The 18141-nt window shown below is 51.8% G+C and carries 17 protein-coding genes; 4 read left to right on the plus strand and 13 right to left on the minus strand.

Translation table 11 applies throughout. The features are described from left to right. Positions 1-214: 214 nt before the first annotated feature. The 9 genes from hpt to cueO all read right to left on the minus strand — a co-directional run bounded on the left by hpt (position 215) and on the right by cueO (position 7681). Positions 215-751, minus strand: coding sequence for a hypoxanthine phosphoribosyltransferase (hpt, locus tag IEV89_RS10955; protein WP_188473473.1), 537 nt, complete (start codon positions 749-751; stop codon positions 215-217). Between the two features lie 112 nt (positions 752-863). Beyond that, positions 864-1829 (minus strand): arabinose-5-phosphate isomerase GutQ, encoded by a 966-nt coding sequence (gene gutQ, locus IEV89_RS10960; RefSeq protein WP_188473476.1) that lies wholly within the window; start codon positions 1827-1829, stop codon positions 864-866. Then, positions 1822-2595 carry a glucitol operon DNA-binding transcriptional repressor SrlR gene (srlR, locus tag IEV89_RS10965; RefSeq protein WP_188473478.1) on the minus strand — a complete coding sequence of 258 codons (774 nt, stop codon included), beginning with the start codon at positions 2593-2595 and terminating at the stop codon, positions 1822-1824. The genes gutQ and srlR overlap by 8 nt, the downstream gene beginning before the upstream one ends. Before the next feature lie 81 nt (positions 2596-2676). Continuing rightward, positions 2677-3039, minus strand: coding sequence for a transcriptional regulator GutM (gene gutM, locus IEV89_RS10970; protein ID WP_188473481.1), 363 nt, complete (start codon positions 3037-3039; stop codon positions 2677-2679). Between the two features lie 50 nt (positions 3040-3089). After that, entirely contained in the window at positions 3090-3869 is a 780-nt protein-coding gene (srlD, locus tag IEV89_RS10975; protein ID WP_188473483.1) for a sorbitol-6-phosphate dehydrogenase, read from the minus strand. A 21-nt stretch (positions 3870-3890) separates the two neighbouring features. Further along, positions 3891-4253: a PTS glucitol/sorbitol transporter subunit IIA gene (gene srlB, locus IEV89_RS10980; protein ID WP_188473484.1), complete on the minus strand. Its 363-nt coding sequence runs from the start codon at positions 4251-4253 to the stop codon at positions 3891-3893. Positions 4254-4262: 9 nt separating this feature from the next. Next, positions 4263-5252: a PTS glucitol/sorbitol transporter subunit IIB gene (gene srlE, locus IEV89_RS10985; RefSeq protein ID WP_188473486.1), complete on the minus strand. Its 990-nt coding sequence runs from the start codon at positions 5250-5252 to the stop codon at positions 4263-4265. Between the two features lie 14 nt (positions 5253-5266). Next, on the minus strand, positions 5267-5815 hold the full coding sequence (gene srlA, locus IEV89_RS10990) for a PTS glucitol/sorbitol transporter subunit IIC (RefSeq protein WP_188473488.1): 549 nt from the start codon (positions 5813-5815) through the stop codon (positions 5267-5269). 258 nt (positions 5816-6073) lie between these two features. Then, entirely contained in the window at positions 6074-7681 is a 1608-nt protein-coding gene (gene cueO, locus IEV89_RS10995; protein ID WP_188473491.1) for a multicopper oxidase CueO, read from the minus strand. A 174-nt stretch (positions 7682-7855) separates the two neighbouring features. Here cueO and IEV89_RS11000 point away from each other — a divergent pair, with 174 nt between their 5' ends. The 4 genes from IEV89_RS11000 to yddG all read left to right on the plus strand — a co-directional run bounded on the left by IEV89_RS11000 (position 7856) and on the right by yddG (position 11137). Then, a complete protein-coding gene (locus IEV89_RS11000; RefSeq protein ID WP_188473493.1) occupies positions 7856-8203 on the plus strand; it encodes a YacC family pilotin-like protein in 348 nt (115 codons plus the stop codon). Between the two features lie 197 nt (positions 8204-8400). After that, positions 8401-9276, plus strand: a complete 876-nt coding sequence (gene speE, locus IEV89_RS11005; RefSeq protein WP_188473496.1) for a polyamine aminopropyltransferase — start codon at positions 8401-8403, stop codon at positions 9274-9276. Between the two features lie 28 nt (positions 9277-9304). After that, entirely contained in the window at positions 9305-10099 is a 795-nt protein-coding gene (gene speD, locus IEV89_RS11010; protein ID WP_188473498.1) for an adenosylmethionine decarboxylase, read from the plus strand. A 159-nt stretch (positions 10100-10258) separates the two neighbouring features. Continuing rightward, positions 10259-11137 carry an aromatic amino acid DMT transporter YddG gene (yddG, locus tag IEV89_RS11015; protein ID WP_188473504.1) on the plus strand — a complete coding sequence of 293 codons (879 nt, stop codon included), beginning with the start codon at positions 10259-10261 and terminating at the stop codon, positions 11135-11137. Between the two features lie 3 nt (positions 11138-11140). On the opposite strand, the gene yacL is transcribed toward yddG, so the two are convergent. The 4 genes from yacL to aceF all read right to left on the minus strand — a co-directional run bounded on the left by yacL (position 11141) and on the right by aceF (position 18139). Further along, the gene (gene yacL / locus IEV89_RS11020; protein ID WP_188473506.1) at positions 11141-11506 is read right to left on the minus strand and encodes a protein YacL; all 366 of its coding nucleotides are present in this window, start codon (positions 11504-11506) and stop codon (positions 11141-11143) included. Between the two features lie 86 nt (positions 11507-11592). Then, complete coding sequence (acnB, locus tag IEV89_RS11025; RefSeq protein ID WP_188473508.1) at positions 11593-14190, minus strand: bifunctional aconitate hydratase 2/2-methylisocitrate dehydratase; 2598 nt, start codon at positions 14188-14190, stop codon at positions 11593-11595. Between the two features lie 419 nt (positions 14191-14609). Continuing rightward, positions 14610-16034: a dihydrolipoyl dehydrogenase gene (gene lpdA / locus IEV89_RS11030; RefSeq protein ID WP_188473510.1), complete on the minus strand. Its 1425-nt coding sequence runs from the start codon at positions 16032-16034 to the stop codon at positions 14610-14612. 212 nt (positions 16035-16246) lie between these two features. Further along, a complete protein-coding gene (aceF, locus tag IEV89_RS11035) occupies positions 16247-18139 on the minus strand; it encodes a pyruvate dehydrogenase complex dihydrolipoyllysine-residue acetyltransferase (RefSeq protein ID WP_188473513.1) in 1893 nt (630 codons plus the stop codon). Between the last annotated feature and the right edge of the window lie 2 nt (positions 18140-18141).

The following is an 18141-nucleotide window of genomic DNA, read 5'->3' on the forward strand; positions in this document are numbered from 1 at the left end:
TACCTGCATTGCTGTTAACTCCTCAGCGGCATCCTTTCTCACATGAACACACCTGCCCCCCTTACTGAACTGGCCCGCACGCTAATGCCGCCCTAACCTCGCACCATCAGCAAACTTTCCCGATCGACAGGCACAAAAAAAGCCTCGTGATGGGAGGCTTTTGGATATGACTCACCTCAACATAGTCAAGGCGAGAGATCTGGCTAATCAATGCTTACTCGTCAAGCACCACGACTTTGCCTACGTACGGCAAATGACGATAACGCTGAGCATAGTCGATGCCGTAACCGACCACGAATTCATCGGGAATGGCGAAACCGACATACTCCACCTTCACGTCAACTTCACGGCGCTGAGGTTTGTCGAGCAGCGTACAGATAGCGAGTGATTTTGGTCCGCGCAATTGCAGCAGTTCGCGCACTTTGCTCAGCGTATTGCCGGAGTCGATAATATCCTCAACAATCAGCACATCCTTGCCACGGATATCCTCGTCGAGATCTTTGAGAATTTTGACATCGCGGGTGGTGGACATCCCATTGCCGTAGCTGGATGCCGTCATGAAATCGACTTCATGGGATACGTCAATCGTACGACACAGGTCAGCCATAAACATAAACGAACCGCGTAGCAGCCCGACCAGCACCATTTCGCTGCCGCTATCACGGTAGTGTTCGGTGATTTCACGACCTAATTCGGCGATCCGGGTTTTGACTTCTTGTTCGGAAATCATGACGTCTACTCTGTGTTTCATAAAAGCCTAACCACCTGAAATTTTTAATATTTATCGCCATCAATCAAAAAATGACCACCTAAAGTGACAGGGATTATAACAAAGAACCCGCTGAGGGGATAACGTCAGAACATCAGCCAACCCCTGCCTGATGTAAATCATGCAGATTAATCGCCCCGACCAGAACACCCTCACTGTCCACCACCGGTGCAGCACTGATATTTTGCTGATGAAGCGCCTCGAGTGCATCACCAGCGCGCGACTGTACCGGTAACCGATAACCCGGCCGCGTCATGGCGTTGAGCAGCGGCTCATTCAGACCATGCCCTTTGACCAGCCAGCGGCGCAGGTCGCCGTCGGTGAAAACCCCAACGACGTGCTGCTGCACATCACATACCGCAATCAGCCCGAGGCCAGTGCGGCTCAGTTCCAGCATCGCATTCATGACATTGTCGTCGCTACCAATCACTGGCAGCCGGTCACCCGTACGCATCAGATGATGCACGCGGTTAAGCAAACGTGCACCCAGACTACCGCCAGGATGTGAGCGAGCAAAATCTTCTGCGCCGAAACCCCGGTGGCGCATCAGCGCCATGGCAAGAGCATCGCCCATCATCAGCGTATTGACGGCACTTGAGGTTGGGGCCAGGCCCATCGGGCAGGCTTCACGCTCAACGCTAACATCAATCACAGCGTCGGCTGCATGCGCCAGCGGGGAATCTTTGCCGCCGGTAATAGCAATAAGTTTGGTGTTATTTTCTGCCAGCAGCGGCAGCAACATATCCAGCTCTTTAGCGCGGCCTGAATAAGAGATGAAAATCAGCACATCCTGGCTGCCAATCATGCCTAAGTCGCCATGCAGCGCCTCGGCGGGATGGACAAAAAAAGCAGGCGTGCCGGTACTGGCCAGCGACGCAGCGATTTTTTTGCCGATGTGCCCAGATTTACCCATGCCGGACACCACCGCTTTACCGGTGCAATCAAGCAGTAACTGGCAGGCGTGGACGAAGCGCTCATCCAGCCGCGTCAGCAACCGCTGCGCCTCTTCAATTTCGATTTCCAGTGTTTCGCGTGCGAAGCCCAGTAGCGATTTATTCATCGTTTTCTCCCACAAGAATGATGCGAATACCGTGTTTTTCGATGGCTTCACGGTACTGGTCGCTGATACCGCTGTCAGTGATCAGCGTATCGACACGGGAAAGATCGCACACAATATTGGGGCTTTTACGGCCAAACTTTGAGGAATCAACCATCAGAATGATGCGCTCTGCCGCTTTGCACATGGCCTGGCTGACGCCATGAGCTTCATTGAAGGTTGTCACACCGCCGTTGAGATCCACCCCATCCGCACCAATAAACAGTTTGTCGAAATTAAATTGGTTGAAGGCACCTTCGGCCAGACTGCCGTGAAACGAGGAGGATTTTTTACGGTAAGTGCCGCCGGGCATCAGGATAGTCTGGTCATTATCCAGCTCCACCAGCGCATTGATGATGTGCAGACTGTTGGTCATCACCGTAATGTTATTAAACAGGCCGAGGAAAGGCACCATCTGCATGACCGTACTGCCTGCATCAAAAATCAGGGAGTCACCGTCCTGAATTTCTTTAATGGCGGCGCGCGCAATACGTAATTTTTTGCCGGTATTAATGTGGGTTTTACGATCGATGGGCTGATCGCCCTCTTCCCGGCTCAACACCACGCCGCCATAAGTTCGTATCACCGCGCCCTCTTCCTCCAGCAAGGTGAGATCTTTACGAATGGTGGTGCCGGTGGTAGCAAAATGCGCCGCCAGGTCATCGACTGCCGTTTTACCAAATTGTTGCAAATGTTCCAGTATCGCCGCCTGACGCTGTTTAGGTTTCATCACGATTTCCGTTCAAATTTTCAGATAAGTTCCATTCGCCATCATTCTTTTCGAAAGAAAATAGCTTTTAAAATGAAAATATCATGATTTCGGTTTAATCGCTAATGATAGTGCAGTTTGAACATCCGGATCTTTCGGGAAGATCACACCTGTCATCAATTGTTGTCTACTCATACCATTGAGTATGAAAAGAGGCTGTGGACGGGCGAAGATCGTCAGGCCACGCAGTAAAAAACCGGCGCACACTTTCTCTTCTTTATCGAATGCCAGCGCCAACACTACGCGGGGTTTGAAGCGTCCGGCTGAGCGACCGACACCGACCGTGCCCTGCTGGCATAACCGGTCAAATGCCCGGTTAAAACGTTGTAATTGCCACCAGCCCAACGCGATCTGTGCCAGCCAGGCCAGCACTGCACAGAAGATTAATGCCGAAGCAGACGTCATGGTTTTCTCCTTAACATGAAAATCCGCCCCGCTAAGCGGAGCGGATGGTATCAGAACATGACTTGACCGCCGGTGATATTGATCGACTGGCCGGTGCAGTAAGAGGCCTTATCACTGGCGTAAAACAGCAACATATCCAGCACATCCTGATAGTCACAGCCACGTTTTAGCGGCACTTTATCGATGTAATACTGTTCAACCTGATCGGCATTAATAGCCAATTTACTGGCGTACTGCGGCAATAATGACTGGAACATCGGTGATTTTAGTAAATTCCCCAACATCAGCGAATGCACCGTAATACCATATTCAGCCAGATCCAGTGCCATCGATTGTGTCAGACCCACGCCACCGAATTTTGCTGCGCTGTAACCTGCATTATGTTTACTGCCCACTTTGCCGGATTTCGAGTTGATCTGAATAATGCGCCCGGGGATCCGGTCGCGGATCATCAACCGTGAAAACTCACGAGCACACAGGAAATAGCCCACCAGATTGACCTGTAATGAGAGATCGAAATCATTGAGAGCAAAATCCGTGATCGGCGAAGCCTTAGCCATTCCCGCACTGTAGACCAGTAAACTCACCTGACCGAATGTCTGATCAACGGCTTTCGACAACTGCCCAACGCTGCTTTCACTGGTGGCATCTACGCCAAACCCAAATGCACGGCCTTCGCCGAATTGTTGATTGATCTGCGCGGCTACCCGCGCGGCATTCTTCTCATTGAGATCGGCAACGGCAACGCGATAACCGGATTCAGCCAGTCCCTGACAAAGAAATGCGCCCAGCGTCTGACCACCGCCGATCACGACTGCAACTTGTTCCATAATTAACTCCTAATCCTAATATTAATCGATGAATTTCAATATGCTACCCAGCGGGATATCGTCGGGCGTAATACCTTTCACATGCACGCTGCCGGGAAATTCAGCCTGATCGCTGCCGTCAAAACGCAGCGTGATATGGCCCAGCTCGCGTAAATTCTGCATCGCCACGTCACCGACGGCAGTCACCGGATAGCGGACATCTGCCAGCTCCATATATGCGTCTCTATGCAGCTCACCTTCGGTCTGGCCGTGTTGATGGATGAAGCAATAATCCTGAATATCCTGTGGTGCACCTTCGCGAAAGGTGATCAGCATCTGGTCGGAAAGTGCTTCACGGGCGAAATCACCGATACGCGTGATAGTGGTTTGGTAGATGGTGTGCATGGTGGCTCCTTATTGGTAGATGAAGGCCGAAGCGGCCCAGGCGATCAGCACCGTCGGCGCGCCGGTGAGGAAGCGCCCGACCAGTACCGAAGGCACGCCCACTCGCACGGTGTCTTGCTTCGCTTCTGCCAGAGATAATCCAACCGGAATAAAGTCACACGCTGCCTGAGCATTGATGGCAAATAACGCCGGCAAGGCCAGATGCGGTGGAATATTTCCCAGCCCAATCTGCACGCCAACGAGTACACCAATGACCTGTGCGATGACCGCGCCTGGGCCAAGGAAAGGAGAGAGCAGCGGGAAAGAGCAGATCAGTGCCAGCATCACCAACCCGACCGGACTTTTCGCCAGCGGTGTCAGACCGTGGGCCACCAGGTCACCCAATCCGGAAGCCATAATGATGCCGATAAGCGCGGCCACAAACGCCATAAACGGCAGAATGGTTTTGAGTACGGTATCGATGGTGTCGCGTCCGGCCTGAAACAGCACTGCAACGCCGGACCCCATCCCCATACCGACTTTCGCCAACAGGCCATCACTTTGTTCGGTGATTTTTTTGGTCGTGTCATATTCACGCCCGGTACCTGATGACGGTGCCTTCTCAGCAGCCGGAACCGACTCAGCGCTGGCGGATGCTTCAATGATGATGTCGTGCTCACGCACGCCGGAAACATAGATGTCTTCAGTAATGTATTGCGACAGCGGGCCGGATTTTCCGGTTGAATGAATATTGACCGTGGGGATCCTGCGCTTCGGATAGATACCGCAGCGCAACGTGCCACCACAGTCGATGACCATCACGCCGATCTCTTCGGCAGGCGGCTCACCTTCTTTGAAACCATCCACGGCTTCCCAGCCAGTCAGCGCGGCCAGCTTGTCGACGATCGCCGGGCGGGTACCCGCCGTGATATACACCACTTTTTTACCCGGCAAGGCCTGAATGAATAGAGGACCGCCCCAACCGCCTTCACCGCGGTTAATTCGAATAATAGTGCTCATTTTCTGCTCCGCGTTTAAAGTTGAACCTGACGATCAAGCTGAATACCCATCTTGTGTTCGAAGATGCGTGTTGTGAGATCGGTTACCCAGCCACGGAAGAAATTGGTCATCATGCCGACCAGGAAATAGCTGACCGCTAGCGGCCCCAGAGGTAATCCGAGTGTCGTAAGACCGCTGGCAACACCGAGATAGACGAAGAGTTCTCCGGGGTTGATATGCGGAAATAATCCATTCATGGAGTGGCAACTGTAGGAGCTGGCAGCGTAATAGCTGGGCTTGTAGATCTCAGGCATAAAGCGCCCGAGGCTCAGTGTCATCGGATTGCAGAAAACAAAGGTGCCAATCACCGGCAACAGCAAGTAGCGCGACACCGGATTTCCGGCACAACGTTGCGCCAGACGTTCTATCCTTTTCTGGCCAACGAATACGATCAGTGCATTCATGACCACCAGTAAACTGATTAAGAGAGGTAAAATGCCGGTGACCATACTGACAAAGACCTCTCCCCCTTTCTGAAATAGGCCGATAAACCACTCGGCTCCGTGCGTGATAATTTCGATCATCTTGCTCTCCTGTAGGATACGCGGGTCTACGCTTTCATTTTTATGTCACTACGCATGAAATATAATCATTATGAAAATATAATTACACGCCGCCGATCACATTTTGAAAGTTTATACTTTCAAAATGAAACATAAAAACGAAACGGTATGACGCGGTGAAAACCGGGGAGAGGGTAGAAACAAGAGAAAGCGGCCAGAGAAATGTCTCTGGCCTGAATATTCACAAAGGGATTTAGAGAAAAACGTTCAGAAAGCGAGCTAAGCAGAAACCGTGAAGCCGAGCATCATACCGGTGTCTTCGTGTTCCAGCAGATGACAATGCGCCATGTAAGCCTGCTGTCTGTCGGCCAGGTGATTGAAGCACACCAGCACTTCGCTGCGCGCGCCTTCAACACGGACAGTATCTTTCCACCCTGCACGATGTGCTGCGACTGGCTGACCGTTTTCGGAAAGGATTCGGAACTGCGTACCATGAATATGGAAAGGATGCAGCATCATGTCGCCCTCTCCCGAAATGGTCCATTTCTCGTATTGGCCCCGTTTGACATCGAACGCCGGTGTGTTCATATCGTAAGCTTTACCGTTAATTTTATTGGCATTCATGAAATCAAACGTACTGGCGCTTTTCTGCATATCCATACCTGCCATGCCACCATGCGCATCGCGAGACATCCCCGGCATGGAGGCCATATCATTGCTGCTCTCCGCTGCTCCGTGGCCCATATTCATGCCGGCCATCGCCTCATGCCCATACCTTTGCATCAATGCCGCCATGCCCTGATGATCGAGTTGTGGATCCATCGACAGTTGCAGCCAGCGGGTCGGCAGACCCTCGGCAGAAACCAGCTCAGGCATCGTCACTAAGGTGTCAGGGAGCGACTCCAGGCCCAACGTCAGCGTCGGTTGAATACGCAGCACAGGTAGCGGCTGGTCGAACGGTGCCAGCGTCATACCTATCTGTTTGACCGGCAGAGTGACGATATCAAAAGGTTGATTACCTTGACACTCCACCAGCACTTCGAAACGTTCGCCCATCAGCATCGGCAATTCGCTGACTTTTATCGGCTCAGCCAGAAAGCCGCCGTCGCTGGCGATCACGTACAGCGGACGTCCGTCACTGGTGGCGATATTAAGTGAACGTGCATTACAGCCATTCAGCAGGCGTAGACGTACCCAGCCGCGTGACACACCGTGCTGCGGGTAGACCACGCCGTTAGTCAGCATATGTTGACCAAACCATCCGATGGCGGCAGTCATCACGTCCATCTGATAGTCAATTTGCCCCGCTTCGTTGAGGCGCTTGTCCTGAAACACCAGCGGAATATCATCGACACCCCAGCGGGATGGGAGTTGCAGTTTATTACTTTCATCATCCTCAATCAGTACCAGCCCAGCCAACCCCATTGCCACCTGATAACCGCTGGTCTGATGCGGGTGGGGATGGAACCAGCACGTCGATGCTGGCTGATCAAGCTTGAACTGCACCGTGCGACTGGCACCGGCCGCAATCACGCCCTGCGGGCCACCGTCGATATCACCGGGGATTTCCAGCCCGTGCCAATGCACCGTGCTGGGGACGCTAAGGTGATTATTCACAGTCACCGTCACCTGTTCGCCACGTTTAAGGCGTAGCGCCGGACCCAGTAAATTACCGTTAATTCCCCAGGTATCGGTATTCACGCCGGGTATAAACTGACTCTGCCCGCGTTGTAAATTCAGGATATAGTTCCCCTTGAAATCGACCTTGAGGATCGGGGGAACAGGCAGCACCGGGCGGTCAGCAGCCAGTACCAGACGACTCCAGCCGGGCAACGTGGTGGCTGCGCCCAGCAGAGTGGTCCATTTGATAAAGTCGCGGCGATGCATATTCAGATCCTTTTGACAGTATACCGACAGTATAATGACCTCAGCCTAAACCCTCTACTAAGGGTAAGGTCAAGCGACAGATCGGACAAAAGAAATTTAGGGTGACTCATGGCAAATATGTTAACGTCTTGCAATTCAATGAGAGTCTCCTTTTCCTATTAAAAGAACAATGCAATGAAAAGAACCACGCTGACTTTGCTGTTGCTTACCCTCCTTGGTTTCTCCTCTGCAAGCCAGGCATTAAGTGAATCTGAAGCCGAAGATTTAGCGGATCTGACCGCCGTCTTTGTTTATTTGAAAAATAACTGCGGCTATGACCAGTTACCTAACGCGAAAATCAAACGCGCCATCGTGTTTTTTGCGCAACAGAACCGCTGGGATTTAGCCAATTACAACAGTTTTAATATGCAGTCCATGGGCGAAGACAGCTACCGCGATCTCAGTGGTATTGCGGTTGCCACACCAATCAAATGCAAATCGCTGGCGCGTGACTCACTCAGTCTGCTGGCTTACTCAAACTAATTAGCTTTTTTGACTGGCGGAGTCATATCAACCGCCAGCGCTTAACTTCCTCCCCTTTCTACCTCAGCTACACTTAACTCTGCTCATTTAAAACAACGCCGTCTGAGCGAAATTCAACCGTGCATGAGCGGGTAATGTTGGCTATTATGTTGCCCCCATTTTTCAATGGCTGTGAATACTCAGGAGAAGACCGCAACATGTCCCAGGATCACCCACCAAAAGAAATATGGTTTGAGACACTGCATGCCAATTTTGGCCAGTATTTCAGTGTCGAAAAAACGTTATACCGCGATAAGACTGAGCATCAGGATCTGGTGATTTTTGAAAACGCGGCGCTCGGTCGCGTAATGGCGCTCGATGGCGTGGTGCAAACCACCGAGCGTGATGAATTCATTTATCACGAGATGCTGACCCACGTGCCGTTACTGTCGCACGGTGATGCCAAAAAAGTGTTGATCATTGGCGGCGGCGACGGCGGAATGCTGCGTGAAGTGTGCCGCCACAAAGGCGTGGAAGCGATCACGATGGTGGAAATCGATGCTGGCGTGGTGGCGTTTTGCCGCCAGTATCTGCCAAACCACAGCGCCGGTGCCTATGACGATCCCCGCTTTAATCTGGTAATTGATGACGGTGTGAACTTCGTCAACCAGACCACTGAAACCTATGATGTGATCATCTCCGACTGTACCGACCCTATTGGTCCAGGCGAAAGCTTGTTTACGTCAACGTTTTACGAAGGTTGCGCCCGCTGCCTGAAACCAGGCGGGATTTTCGTCGCACAAAACGGCGTCTGCTTCCTGCAACAAGATGAAGCGGTAAACAGCCATCAAAAACTGAGCCACTATTTTAGTGACGTTTCTTTTTATCAGGCAGCAATACCGACTTATTACGGTGGCATCATGACCTTTGCCTGGGCAACCAACCGACCGGAATATCGCCAGATCGACAGTAAAACATTGCAGGCACGCTTTGATGCCGCAGGCATCACCTGCCGATATTACAATCCGGCAATTCATCACGGCAGCTTTGCCTTGCCACAATATCTACTCAATGCCCTGTCAGCCTCCCGCTGATACTGTATCCATAAGGGGGTGAACTAAATTGCAAAAGCTGAAACTGCATGGCTTCAATAACCTGACCAAAAGCCTGAGTTTTTGTATCTACGATATCTGTTATGCCAAGACGGCTGACGATCGTGACGGCTATATCGCCTACATTGACAAAGAATATAACGCCAATCGTTTAACGGAAATCCTCACCGAAACGTGTTCAATCATCGGTGCTAATATCCTCAACGTGGCACGACAGGATTACGAACCACAGGGTGCCAGCGTCACGATTTTAGTGAGCGAAGAGCCAATGGATCCGCGTGATGTGGATACCACGGAACACCCTGGCCCGTTACCGAACTCGGTGGTGGCCCACCTCGATAAGAGCCACATCTGTGTTCACACTTATCCGGAGAGTCACCCAGAAGGTGGACTTTGTACTTTCCGCGCCGATATTGAAGTCTCCACGTGTGGCGTGATTTCACCGTTGAAAGCATTGAACTATTTAATTCACCAGTTGGAATCAGACATTGTCACCATTGATTATCGCGTTCGCGGATTCACACGTGACATCAATGGCCTGAAGCATTATATCGACCATTCCATCAATTCAATTCAGAACTTTATGTCGCAGGATATGAAAGCGCTGTACGACATGATGGATGTGAATGTGTATCAGGAAAATATATTCCATACCAAAATGATGCTTAAGGAATTCGATCTGAAGCATTACCTTTTTAATGCAAAACCCGATGAATTAAGCCCGGCTGAGCATAAAGAAATTACTGACTTGCTCTACAAAGAGATGCAGGAAATCTATTACGGTCGCAATCTGCCGTCGATGTAAGCTTCAGGCAGAACTTGCCAGCCACCTCAACACGGGGTTTGGTGTTGAACGTTGGAGTTCTATTGCTGGTGTGTCGCCATAAAGCGATTGTTCCGGTGTAATTTATCGGGACAATCGCTTATCTTAAAAGCTTCCTTAATTTAGAGGCTTACCTTTTCGATGGATCGTTTTGCAACGCTGTTGGGCGTTATCGCTATTTTACTGTGGAGTATGAGCGTCGCGCTCACCCGCAGTCTGGCAGAATCACTCGGGCCATTCGGCGCAGCGGCCTCTATTTATACGGTCAGCGGCATTATGGTGTGGATGGCCAGCGGCAGGCCTACGCTACGCGGACAGTCTCCAGCCTATCTTCTTATTTGCGGTTCGCTGTTTGTGTTTTATATGGTGGCCTTTTCACTGGCAATTGGTCTGGCGCACAGCCGCCAGCAAACACTGGAACTCGGGCTTATCAACTATCTATGGCCCTGTTTAACGCTGATGTTTGCGGTGCCATTATTGAGGCTCAAAGTACGCTGGTGGATATTGCCGGGTGCAGTGCTGGCGTTTGCCGGCGTGATGTGGGCGATAAGCGGTGGACACGGCGTGGATGTGCATCAGTTGATGCGTAATGTGCACAGCAATCCGGTTGCCTACGGGTTGGCTTTTGGTGCAGCGGTTGCATGGGCGCTCTATTCCAATCTGGTGCGAATATTCAGTAAAGGCAAAGGCGTATTACCGCTGTTTTTGCTGGCAACCGGCGCCGTGCTTTGGGCGCTGTACTTTACGTATTCGTCGACTCGTATCAATTTGACCTGGCCGGCCATCACTGAATTACTGGCAATGGGTGCCGTGACAGCCATTTCATATCAGTGCTGGGATATGGCGATGAAAAAAGGCAATGCCACGCTGGTGACGGCGCTGTCGTACTTCACGCCACTGTCAGCCATTTTCATTGCCGGTTTGTGGCTCAATACCTTACCAGGCGCCAGTTTCTGGCCTGGCGTAGGCATGGTCGTTGTGGGCTCGCTACTCTGCTGGACAGCCTCGCGGAGTCAATAAGAGTTATTTATAGGTTGTCACGAACGTGCGGTATTTCGCGAGGACTTGCAGAAAGTCCTCGACGCCGCAAAACGCCAGACTCTCTTCATCGTAATAGCTCATGCCTTCTTCGATCTCATCACCGTCGAAATCCAGTTGATTGGTACGAACCATCACTTCATCATCGGCTAACAGCAGCGTGTATTCATGACCCACTATCTGCGTCTCACGCTCGCTGCCTTTGAGATCCGCAATCGCCGCCTCGACTTTATCCAGCACGCTGAGATCGCCCTTCACTTCCTCATTGATCCAATGACCGACCACTTCATGCCCCATTGAAAAACGTACTTTGACCTCGCCGGTGATGTCGCGCAAAAAGTCGTAGTCCATAGTAAACGCCTCCAAAAGGGTCAGGAAAAAAGAAATAAAAAAGGAGGCCGAAGCCTCCTTTCCGTCAGTCGAGCAAATATAACGATTTAGACGGCGGTTTGGAAGATCACGCCGTCCGCTTTGTCGGTGTATTCGCTGAGCTTGTCAAAGTTCAGGTAGCGATAGGTATCCACTGCCGTCTTGTCGACCTGCTCCATATAGCTCAGATACTCGGCCGGAGTGGGTAAACGGCCCAACAAAGAAGCCACGGCAGCCAGTTCAGCAGAAGCCAGATAAACATTCGCGCCATTACCCAGACGGTTCGGGAAATTACGGGTTGAGGTGGACACCACTGTCGCACCGTCAGCCACACGTGCCTGGTTACCCATGCACAGAGAACAACCCGGAATTTCAACCCGCGCACCGCTCTTGCCGAAGATGCTGTAGTAACCCTCTTCGGTCAACTGAGCGGCATCCATCTTGGTTGGTGGCGCAACCCACAAGCGGGTTGGCAACGCGCCTTTATGGCTGTCGAGCAGTTTACCGGCAGCGCGGAAGTGACCGATATTGGTCATGCATGAACCAATAAAGACTTCGTCGATTTTACTATTCTGCACAGAGGAAAGCAGACGGGCATCATCCGGATCGTTTGGCGCACAAAGGATCGGCTCTTTGATGTCAGCCAGATCGATTTCGATCACTGCTGCGTACTCTGCGTCAGCATCGGCTTCGAGCAAGCTCGGATTCGCCAGCCACTCTTCCATCCCTTTGATGCGGCGCTCGATGGTACGGCGATCGCCATAGCCTTCAGAGATCATCCACTTCAACAGCACGATATTAGAGCTCAAATACTCTTTGATTGGTGCCTGATCCAGCTTGATGGTACAACCGGCGGCTGAACGTTCAGCAGAAGCATCCGCCAGTTCAAACGCCTGTTCGACTTTCAGTTCCGGTAGACCTTCGATTTCCAAAATACGGCCAGAGAAGAGGTTTTTCTTACCCTTCTTCTCCACGGTCAGGTGACCTTCTTTGATCGCGTAGTAAGGGATTGCATGTACCAGATCACGCAGAGTGATGCCTGGCTGCATTTTGCCTTTGAAGCGGACGAGCACGGATTCCGGCATATCAAGAGGCATCACGCCGGTCGCCGCCGCAAACGCCACCAGACCAGAACCCGCAGGGAATGAAATCCCGATCGGGAAACGGGTATGGGAGTCACCGCCGGTACCGACCGTGTCAGGCAGCAGCATACGGTTCAACCACGAGTGGATGATACCGTCGCCTGGGCGCAGTGACACACCGCCACGGTTCATGATGAAATCCGGCAGCGTATGGTGAGTGGTCACGTCAACCGGCTTCGGATAGGCCGCAGTATGACAGAATGACTGCATGACCAGATCTGCAGAGAAACCCAGGCAAGCCAAATCTTTCAGCTCATCGCGGGTCATTGGACCGGTGGTGTCCTGAGAGCCAACCGAAGCCATCTTAGGTTCACAGTATTCGTTAGGGCGAATACCGGCAACGCCACAAGCACGGCCAACCATTTTCTGCGCCAGTGAGAAACCTTTATTGCTCGCCGCAACAGGCTTAGCAATGCGGAACACGTCGCTCTGAGGCAGCTTCAGCGATTCACGGGCTTTGGTGGTTAAACCACGACCAATGATCAGCGGAATACGGCCGCCCGCACGCACTTCGTCCAGCAGCACGTCGGTTTTGAGCGCGAAGGTGGTGATCACAGCACCGGTCTCGTGATGACGAATTTCCCCGAGGTACGGGAAAATGTCGATCACATCGCCCATATTCAGGCCGGAAACGTCCACTTCGATAGGTAATGCACCGGCATCTTCCATTGTGTTGAAGAAAATTGGCGCAATTTTGCTGCCCAGCACCACACCGCCACCGCGCTTGTTCGGCACGTGTGGGATGTCGTCACCCATGAACCACAATACCGAGTTGGTCGCAGATTTACGGGAAGAACCGGTACCGACCACGTCGCCAACATAAGCCAGCGGGAAGCCTTTTTTATTCAATTCATCAATTTGTTTGATCGGGCCGACAGAGCCCGGCGCGTCAGGCACAATGCCTTCGCGTTCATTTTTCAACATAGCCAGCGCATGCAGAGGAATATCTGGACGGGACCAGGCATCCTGAGCAGGCGACAAATCATCGGTATTCGTCTCGCCAGTCACCTTGAAAACGGTCACGGTGATTTTTTCGGCCAGCGATGGACGGGACAAATACCATTCGGCATCGGCCCAGGATTGTAGAATTTGTTTCGCGTATGCGTTACCCGCTTGTGCCTTCTCTTCCACATCGTAGAAGTTGTCGAACATCAGCAAGGTATGAGACAGCGCTTTCGCTGCGATCGGAGCAAGATGTGGAACTTCCAGCGCATCGATCAGCGGATGAATATTGTATCCGCCCTGCATGGTGCCCAGCAGTTCAACAGCTTTTTCAGGGGTAACCAACGGGGAGGTTGTTTTTCCTTCGACGACGGCAGCCAGGAACCCGGCTTTTACATAGGCGGCTTCATCAACGCCTGGCGGTACACGATTAATCAGCAGGTCTAACAGAGTATCTTCTTCGCCTTTTGGCGGGTTCTTCAGGGACTCAACCAACGCTGCCATCTGTGAAGCATCAAGTGGCTTAGGGGCGATGCCCTCTGCAGCACGCTCGGCTACGTGCTTACGGTATTCTTCTAGCACGACTCTCTCCTCGCTCTCATTGTCATTTATTATGCCTGGCTTCCATCATCAAACTGACGTTACGCCTGTAGGGACAGGGGTTTTCAAACGGTCTGATGAGTCGGGACACTGCGGGTATGCTTGTTTCTTTGCCAGCTTTTTCAATGTAAGCATGGCACGTCCTGAACCTAAGCACAGTGGCCCTTGCGGCCTTGGCAGCATAGCAGGATTTCATCTGCATGTTAATTCGTTCACATAAAAGCAACATTAAATCTTTGCTGAATCGTTGAGCACAGACGGATCGGCTGCGCACGGCGATAGAGGGTATTAGATCAGCACAATAGGCATAGCTTAACAAGGGATTAAACGCGGAGTTGACGGGGATTATCCATAAAAAACGGCGCCTTTCGGCGCCGCTGATACAAACCGTTAAAGCAGAATTATTTCTTCTTCGCTTTCGGATTCGGCAGGTCAGTAATGCTGCCTTCGTAGATTTCTGCTGCCAGACCCACGGACTCATGCAGAGTCGGGTGAGCATGGATGGTCAGCGCGATATCTTCCGCATCACAACCCATTTCAATCGCCAGACCGATCTCACCCAACAGCTCGCCGCCGTTAGTACCGACAATCGCACCGCCGATCACACGGTGAGTTTCTTTGTCGAAGATCAGTTTGGTCATACCCTCTGCACAATCGGAAGCGATAGCACGACCGGAAGCTGCCCACGGGAAAGTAGCAGTTTCATAGCTGATGCCTTTCTCTTTGGCTTCTTTCTCGGTCAGACCAACCCAGGCAACTTCTGGCTCAGTGTAGGCGATCGATGGAATGACTTTCGGATCGAAGTAATGTTTTTTGCCGGAGATCACTTCGGCAGCCACATGGCCTTCGTGAACACCTTTGTGTGCCAGCATTGGCTGACCGACGATATCGCCGATAGCAAAGATGTTTGGCACGTTGGTACGCATTTGTTTGTCGACGTGGATAAAACCACGGTCGTCAACTTCTACGCCAGCAGCGCCAGCTTCCAGCAATTTACCATTAGGAACACGGCCGATAGCCACCAACACCGCGTCGTAACGCTGTGGTTCAGCGGGTGCTTTTTTGCCTTCCATTGTCACGTAGATGCCATCTTCTTTGGCTTCAACCGCAGTGACCTTGGTTTCCAGCATCAGGTTGAATTGCTTGCTGATTTTTTTGGTGAAAACTTTCACAACGTCTTTATCAGCCGCAGGAATAACCTGGTCAAACATTTCCACTACGTCGATTTTAGAACCGAGCGCATGGTAAACGGTACCCATTTCCAGACCGATGATACCGCCACCCATGACCAGCAGACGTTCAGGGACGCTTTTCAACTCCAGAGCATCGGTTGAGTCCCAAACGCGTGGGTCATCATGTGGAATGAATGGCAATTTAATAGGACGGGAACCCGCCGCAATGATGGCATTATCGAAGTTAATGGTAGTCGCACCATTTTCGCCTTCAACAACCAGAGTATTCGCACCTGTAAATTTGCCCTGACCAGTGACAACTTTTACTTTACGGCCTTTTGCCATACCAGCCAGACCACCGGTCAGTTGGTTAATCACTTTTTCTTTCCAGACACGGACTTTGTCGATGTCGGTTTTCGGTTCGCCGAAAATAATACCGTGCTCTTCCAGAGCTTTCGCTTCGGAGATAACTTTTGCCACGTGCAACAGAGCTTTAGAAGGGATACAGCCGACGTTCAGGCATACGCCACCGAGGGTGGAATAACGTTCAACCAGAACGGTCTCAAGACCTAAATCAGCGCAACGGAAAGCAGCAGAGTAGCCCGCAGGACCTGCCCCAAGTACCACGACTTGAGTTTTAATTTCAGTACTCATCATGACCTCTTAATTTATTTCCGGCGGGTCTGACGTCATTTTTGTGTCGTAACGCCCATCATCCACCGGGTCGTTCTATCCGCCCGCAGTTTACAAAATTGTTAACAAATTTGAAACAACAAACGGCATACGATTTGTCTTTTGCACCTGACAATCTCAAACAGCACAATGAGATTACCAGAAAAAAGCCGGCCGTTTGGCCGGCTTTTCGCTTACATCACCAAACGGCGAATGTCTGACAGTACGTTGTTGATGATGGTGATAAAGCGCGCACCATCTGCACCGTCAATCACGCGGTGGTCGAAGGAGAGCGACATTGGCATCATCAAGCGCGGTACGAACTCTTTACCATTCCAGACAGGCTCCATTGCGGACTTGGAGACACCCAGAATGGCCACTTCCGGCGCATTAACGATTGGCGCGAAGTGGGTCGTGCCGATACCGCCAAGGCTGGAGATAGTGAAGCAACCGCCCTGCATTTCGCCGGCAGTCAGCTTACCGTCACGCGCCTTCTTAGAGATCGCCATCAGTTCACGGGACAACTCAGCGATGCCTTTCTTGTTCACGTCTTTGAAGACCGGAACAACCAGACCGTTAGGCGTATCAACCGCCACACCGATGTTGATGTATTTTTTCAGGGTCAGTTTCTGGCCATCTTCGGACAGAGAGCTGTTTAAACGTGGCATCTGCTCAAGCGCAGCCGCAACTGCCTTCATGATGAACACCACTGGCGTGAATTTCACGTCCAGCTTGCGTTTAGCCGCTTCATCGTTCTGTTGTTTACGGAACGCTTCCAGTTCCGTGATATCGGTTTTGTCGAAGTGTGTAACGTGTGGGATCATCACCCAATTACGGCTCAGGTTTGCACCAGAAATTTTCTGGATACGACCCAGTTCCACTTCTTCGATTTCACCAAACTTGCTGAAGTCGACTTTCGGCCAAGGCAGCATGCCCGGAATACCGCCGCCAGTGGCAGCAGCCGGAGCGGCTTCAGCGCGTTTGACCGCGTCTTTCACGTAAGTCTGAACGTCTTCGCGCAGGATACGACCCTTACGGCCCGTCCCTTTGACTTTCGCCAGGTTAACGCCGAACTCGCGGGCCAGACGACGGATAACCGGCGTGGCGTGAACGTACGCGTCGTTCTCAGCGAAGTCGCCTTTGCTTTCTGCTTTAGCTGCAGGCGCAGCGGCTTTTTGTTCCTGTTTCGCAGGAGCAGTAGCTTCTTCCTTCTTGGTCGCCGGAGCAGCAGGCGCCGCGCCTTCGACTTCGAAGACCATGATCAGAGAGCCCGTGCTGACCTTATCACCCACAGTGATTTTGATCTCTTTCACGGTACCTGCAAATGGCGCAGGCACTTCCATTGAGGCTTTGTCGCCTTCAACGGTGATCACCGACTGATCTGCAGTGACGTTGTCGCCCACTTTGACCATGATTTCAGTGACTTCAACTTCGTCGCCACCGATATCCGGCACGTTGACTTCTTTGCTGCCGGAGGCCGCTGGCGCAGCCGGAGCCGCTTCTGATTGGGTTTCTTCTTTTGCTGGTGCGGCAGAACCCGAGCCTGCAACCTCAAAGACCATGATCAGAGAACCCGTGCTGACTTTATCGCCCGCAGTGATTTTGATCTCTTTTACAGTACCGGCGAACGGTGCAGGCACTTCCATTGAAGCTTTGTCGCCTTCAACGGTGATCAAAGACTGTTCAGCTTCAACGTTGTCGCCCACTTTAACCATGATCTCGGTGACTTCAACTTCGTCACCGCCGATATCCGGCACGTTAACTTCTTTGCTTTCGCTGGAAGCCGCAGGTTTTTCTTCTGCTTTCGGTGCTGCCGGCTCTTCCGTTTTGGCCGGCGCGGCATCAGTAGCGCCCTCAGCCGCATCGAAAATCATGATCAATTTGCCGGTTTCCACGGTATCGCCGACTGCAATTTTGATCTCTTTCACCACGCCAGCTTGTGGAGAAGGCACTTCCATAGAAGCTTTATCGCCTTCAACGGTGATCAGCGATTGTTCAACGTCAACTTTATCGCCCACCTTCACCATAATTTCGGTGACTTCCACTGCATCTGCACCGATATCGGGTACGTTAATTTCAATAGCCATCT

The sequence above is a fragment of the Hafnia psychrotolerans genome, from assembly GCF_014639435.1.
Taxonomy (GTDB): domain Bacteria; phylum Pseudomonadota; class Gammaproteobacteria; order Enterobacterales; family Enterobacteriaceae; genus Ewingella; species Ewingella psychrotolerans.

Coding starts and splice junctions, on each gene's coding strand:
- hpt (WP_188473473.1), bottom strand. CDS start 751: ATGAAACACAGAGTAGACGTCATGATTTCCGAACAAGAAGTCAAAACC.
- gutQ (WP_188473476.1), bottom strand. CDS start 1,829: ATGAATAAATCGCTACTGGGCTTCGCACGCGAAACACTGGAAATCGAA.
- srlR (WP_188473478.1), bottom strand. CDS start 2,595: ATGAAACCTAAACAGCGTCAGGCGGCGATACTGGAACATTTGCAACAA.
- gutM (WP_188473481.1), bottom strand. CDS start 3,039: ATGACGTCTGCTTCGGCATTAATCTTCTGTGCAGTGCTGGCCTGGCTG.
- srlD (WP_188473483.1), bottom strand. CDS start 3,869: ATGGAACAAGTTGCAGTCGTGATCGGCGGTGGTCAGACGCTGGGCGCA.
- srlB (WP_188473484.1), bottom strand. CDS start 4,253: ATGCACACCATCTACCAAACCACTATCACGCGTATCGGTGATTTCGCC.
- srlE (WP_188473486.1), bottom strand. CDS start 5,252: ATGAGCACTATTATTCGAATTAACCGCGGTGAAGGCGGTTGGGGCGGT.
- srlA (WP_188473488.1), bottom strand. CDS start 5,815: ATGATCGAAATTATCACGCACGGAGCCGAGTGGTTTATCGGCCTATTT.
- cueO (WP_188473491.1), bottom strand. CDS start 7,681: ATGCATCGCCGCGACTTTATCAAATGGACCACTCTGCTGGGCGCAGCC.
- IEV89_RS11000 (WP_188473493.1), top strand. CDS start 7,856: ATGAAAAGAACCACGCTGACTTTGCTGTTGCTTACCCTCCTTGGTTTC.
- speE (WP_188473496.1), top strand. CDS start 8,401: ATGTCCCAGGATCACCCACCAAAAGAAATATGGTTTGAGACACTGCAT.
- yddG (WP_188473504.1), top strand. CDS start 10,259: ATGGATCGTTTTGCAACGCTGTTGGGCGTTATCGCTATTTTACTGTGG.
- yacL (WP_188473506.1), bottom strand. CDS start 11,506: ATGGACTACGACTTTTTGCGCGACATCACCGGCGAGGTCAAAGTACGT.
- lpdA (WP_188473510.1), bottom strand. CDS start 16,034: ATGAGTACTGAAATTAAAACTCAAGTCGTGGTACTTGGGGCAGGTCCT.
- aceF (WP_188473513.1), bottom strand. CDS start 18,139: ATGGCTATTGAAATTAACGTACCCGATATCGGTGCAGATGCAGTGGAA.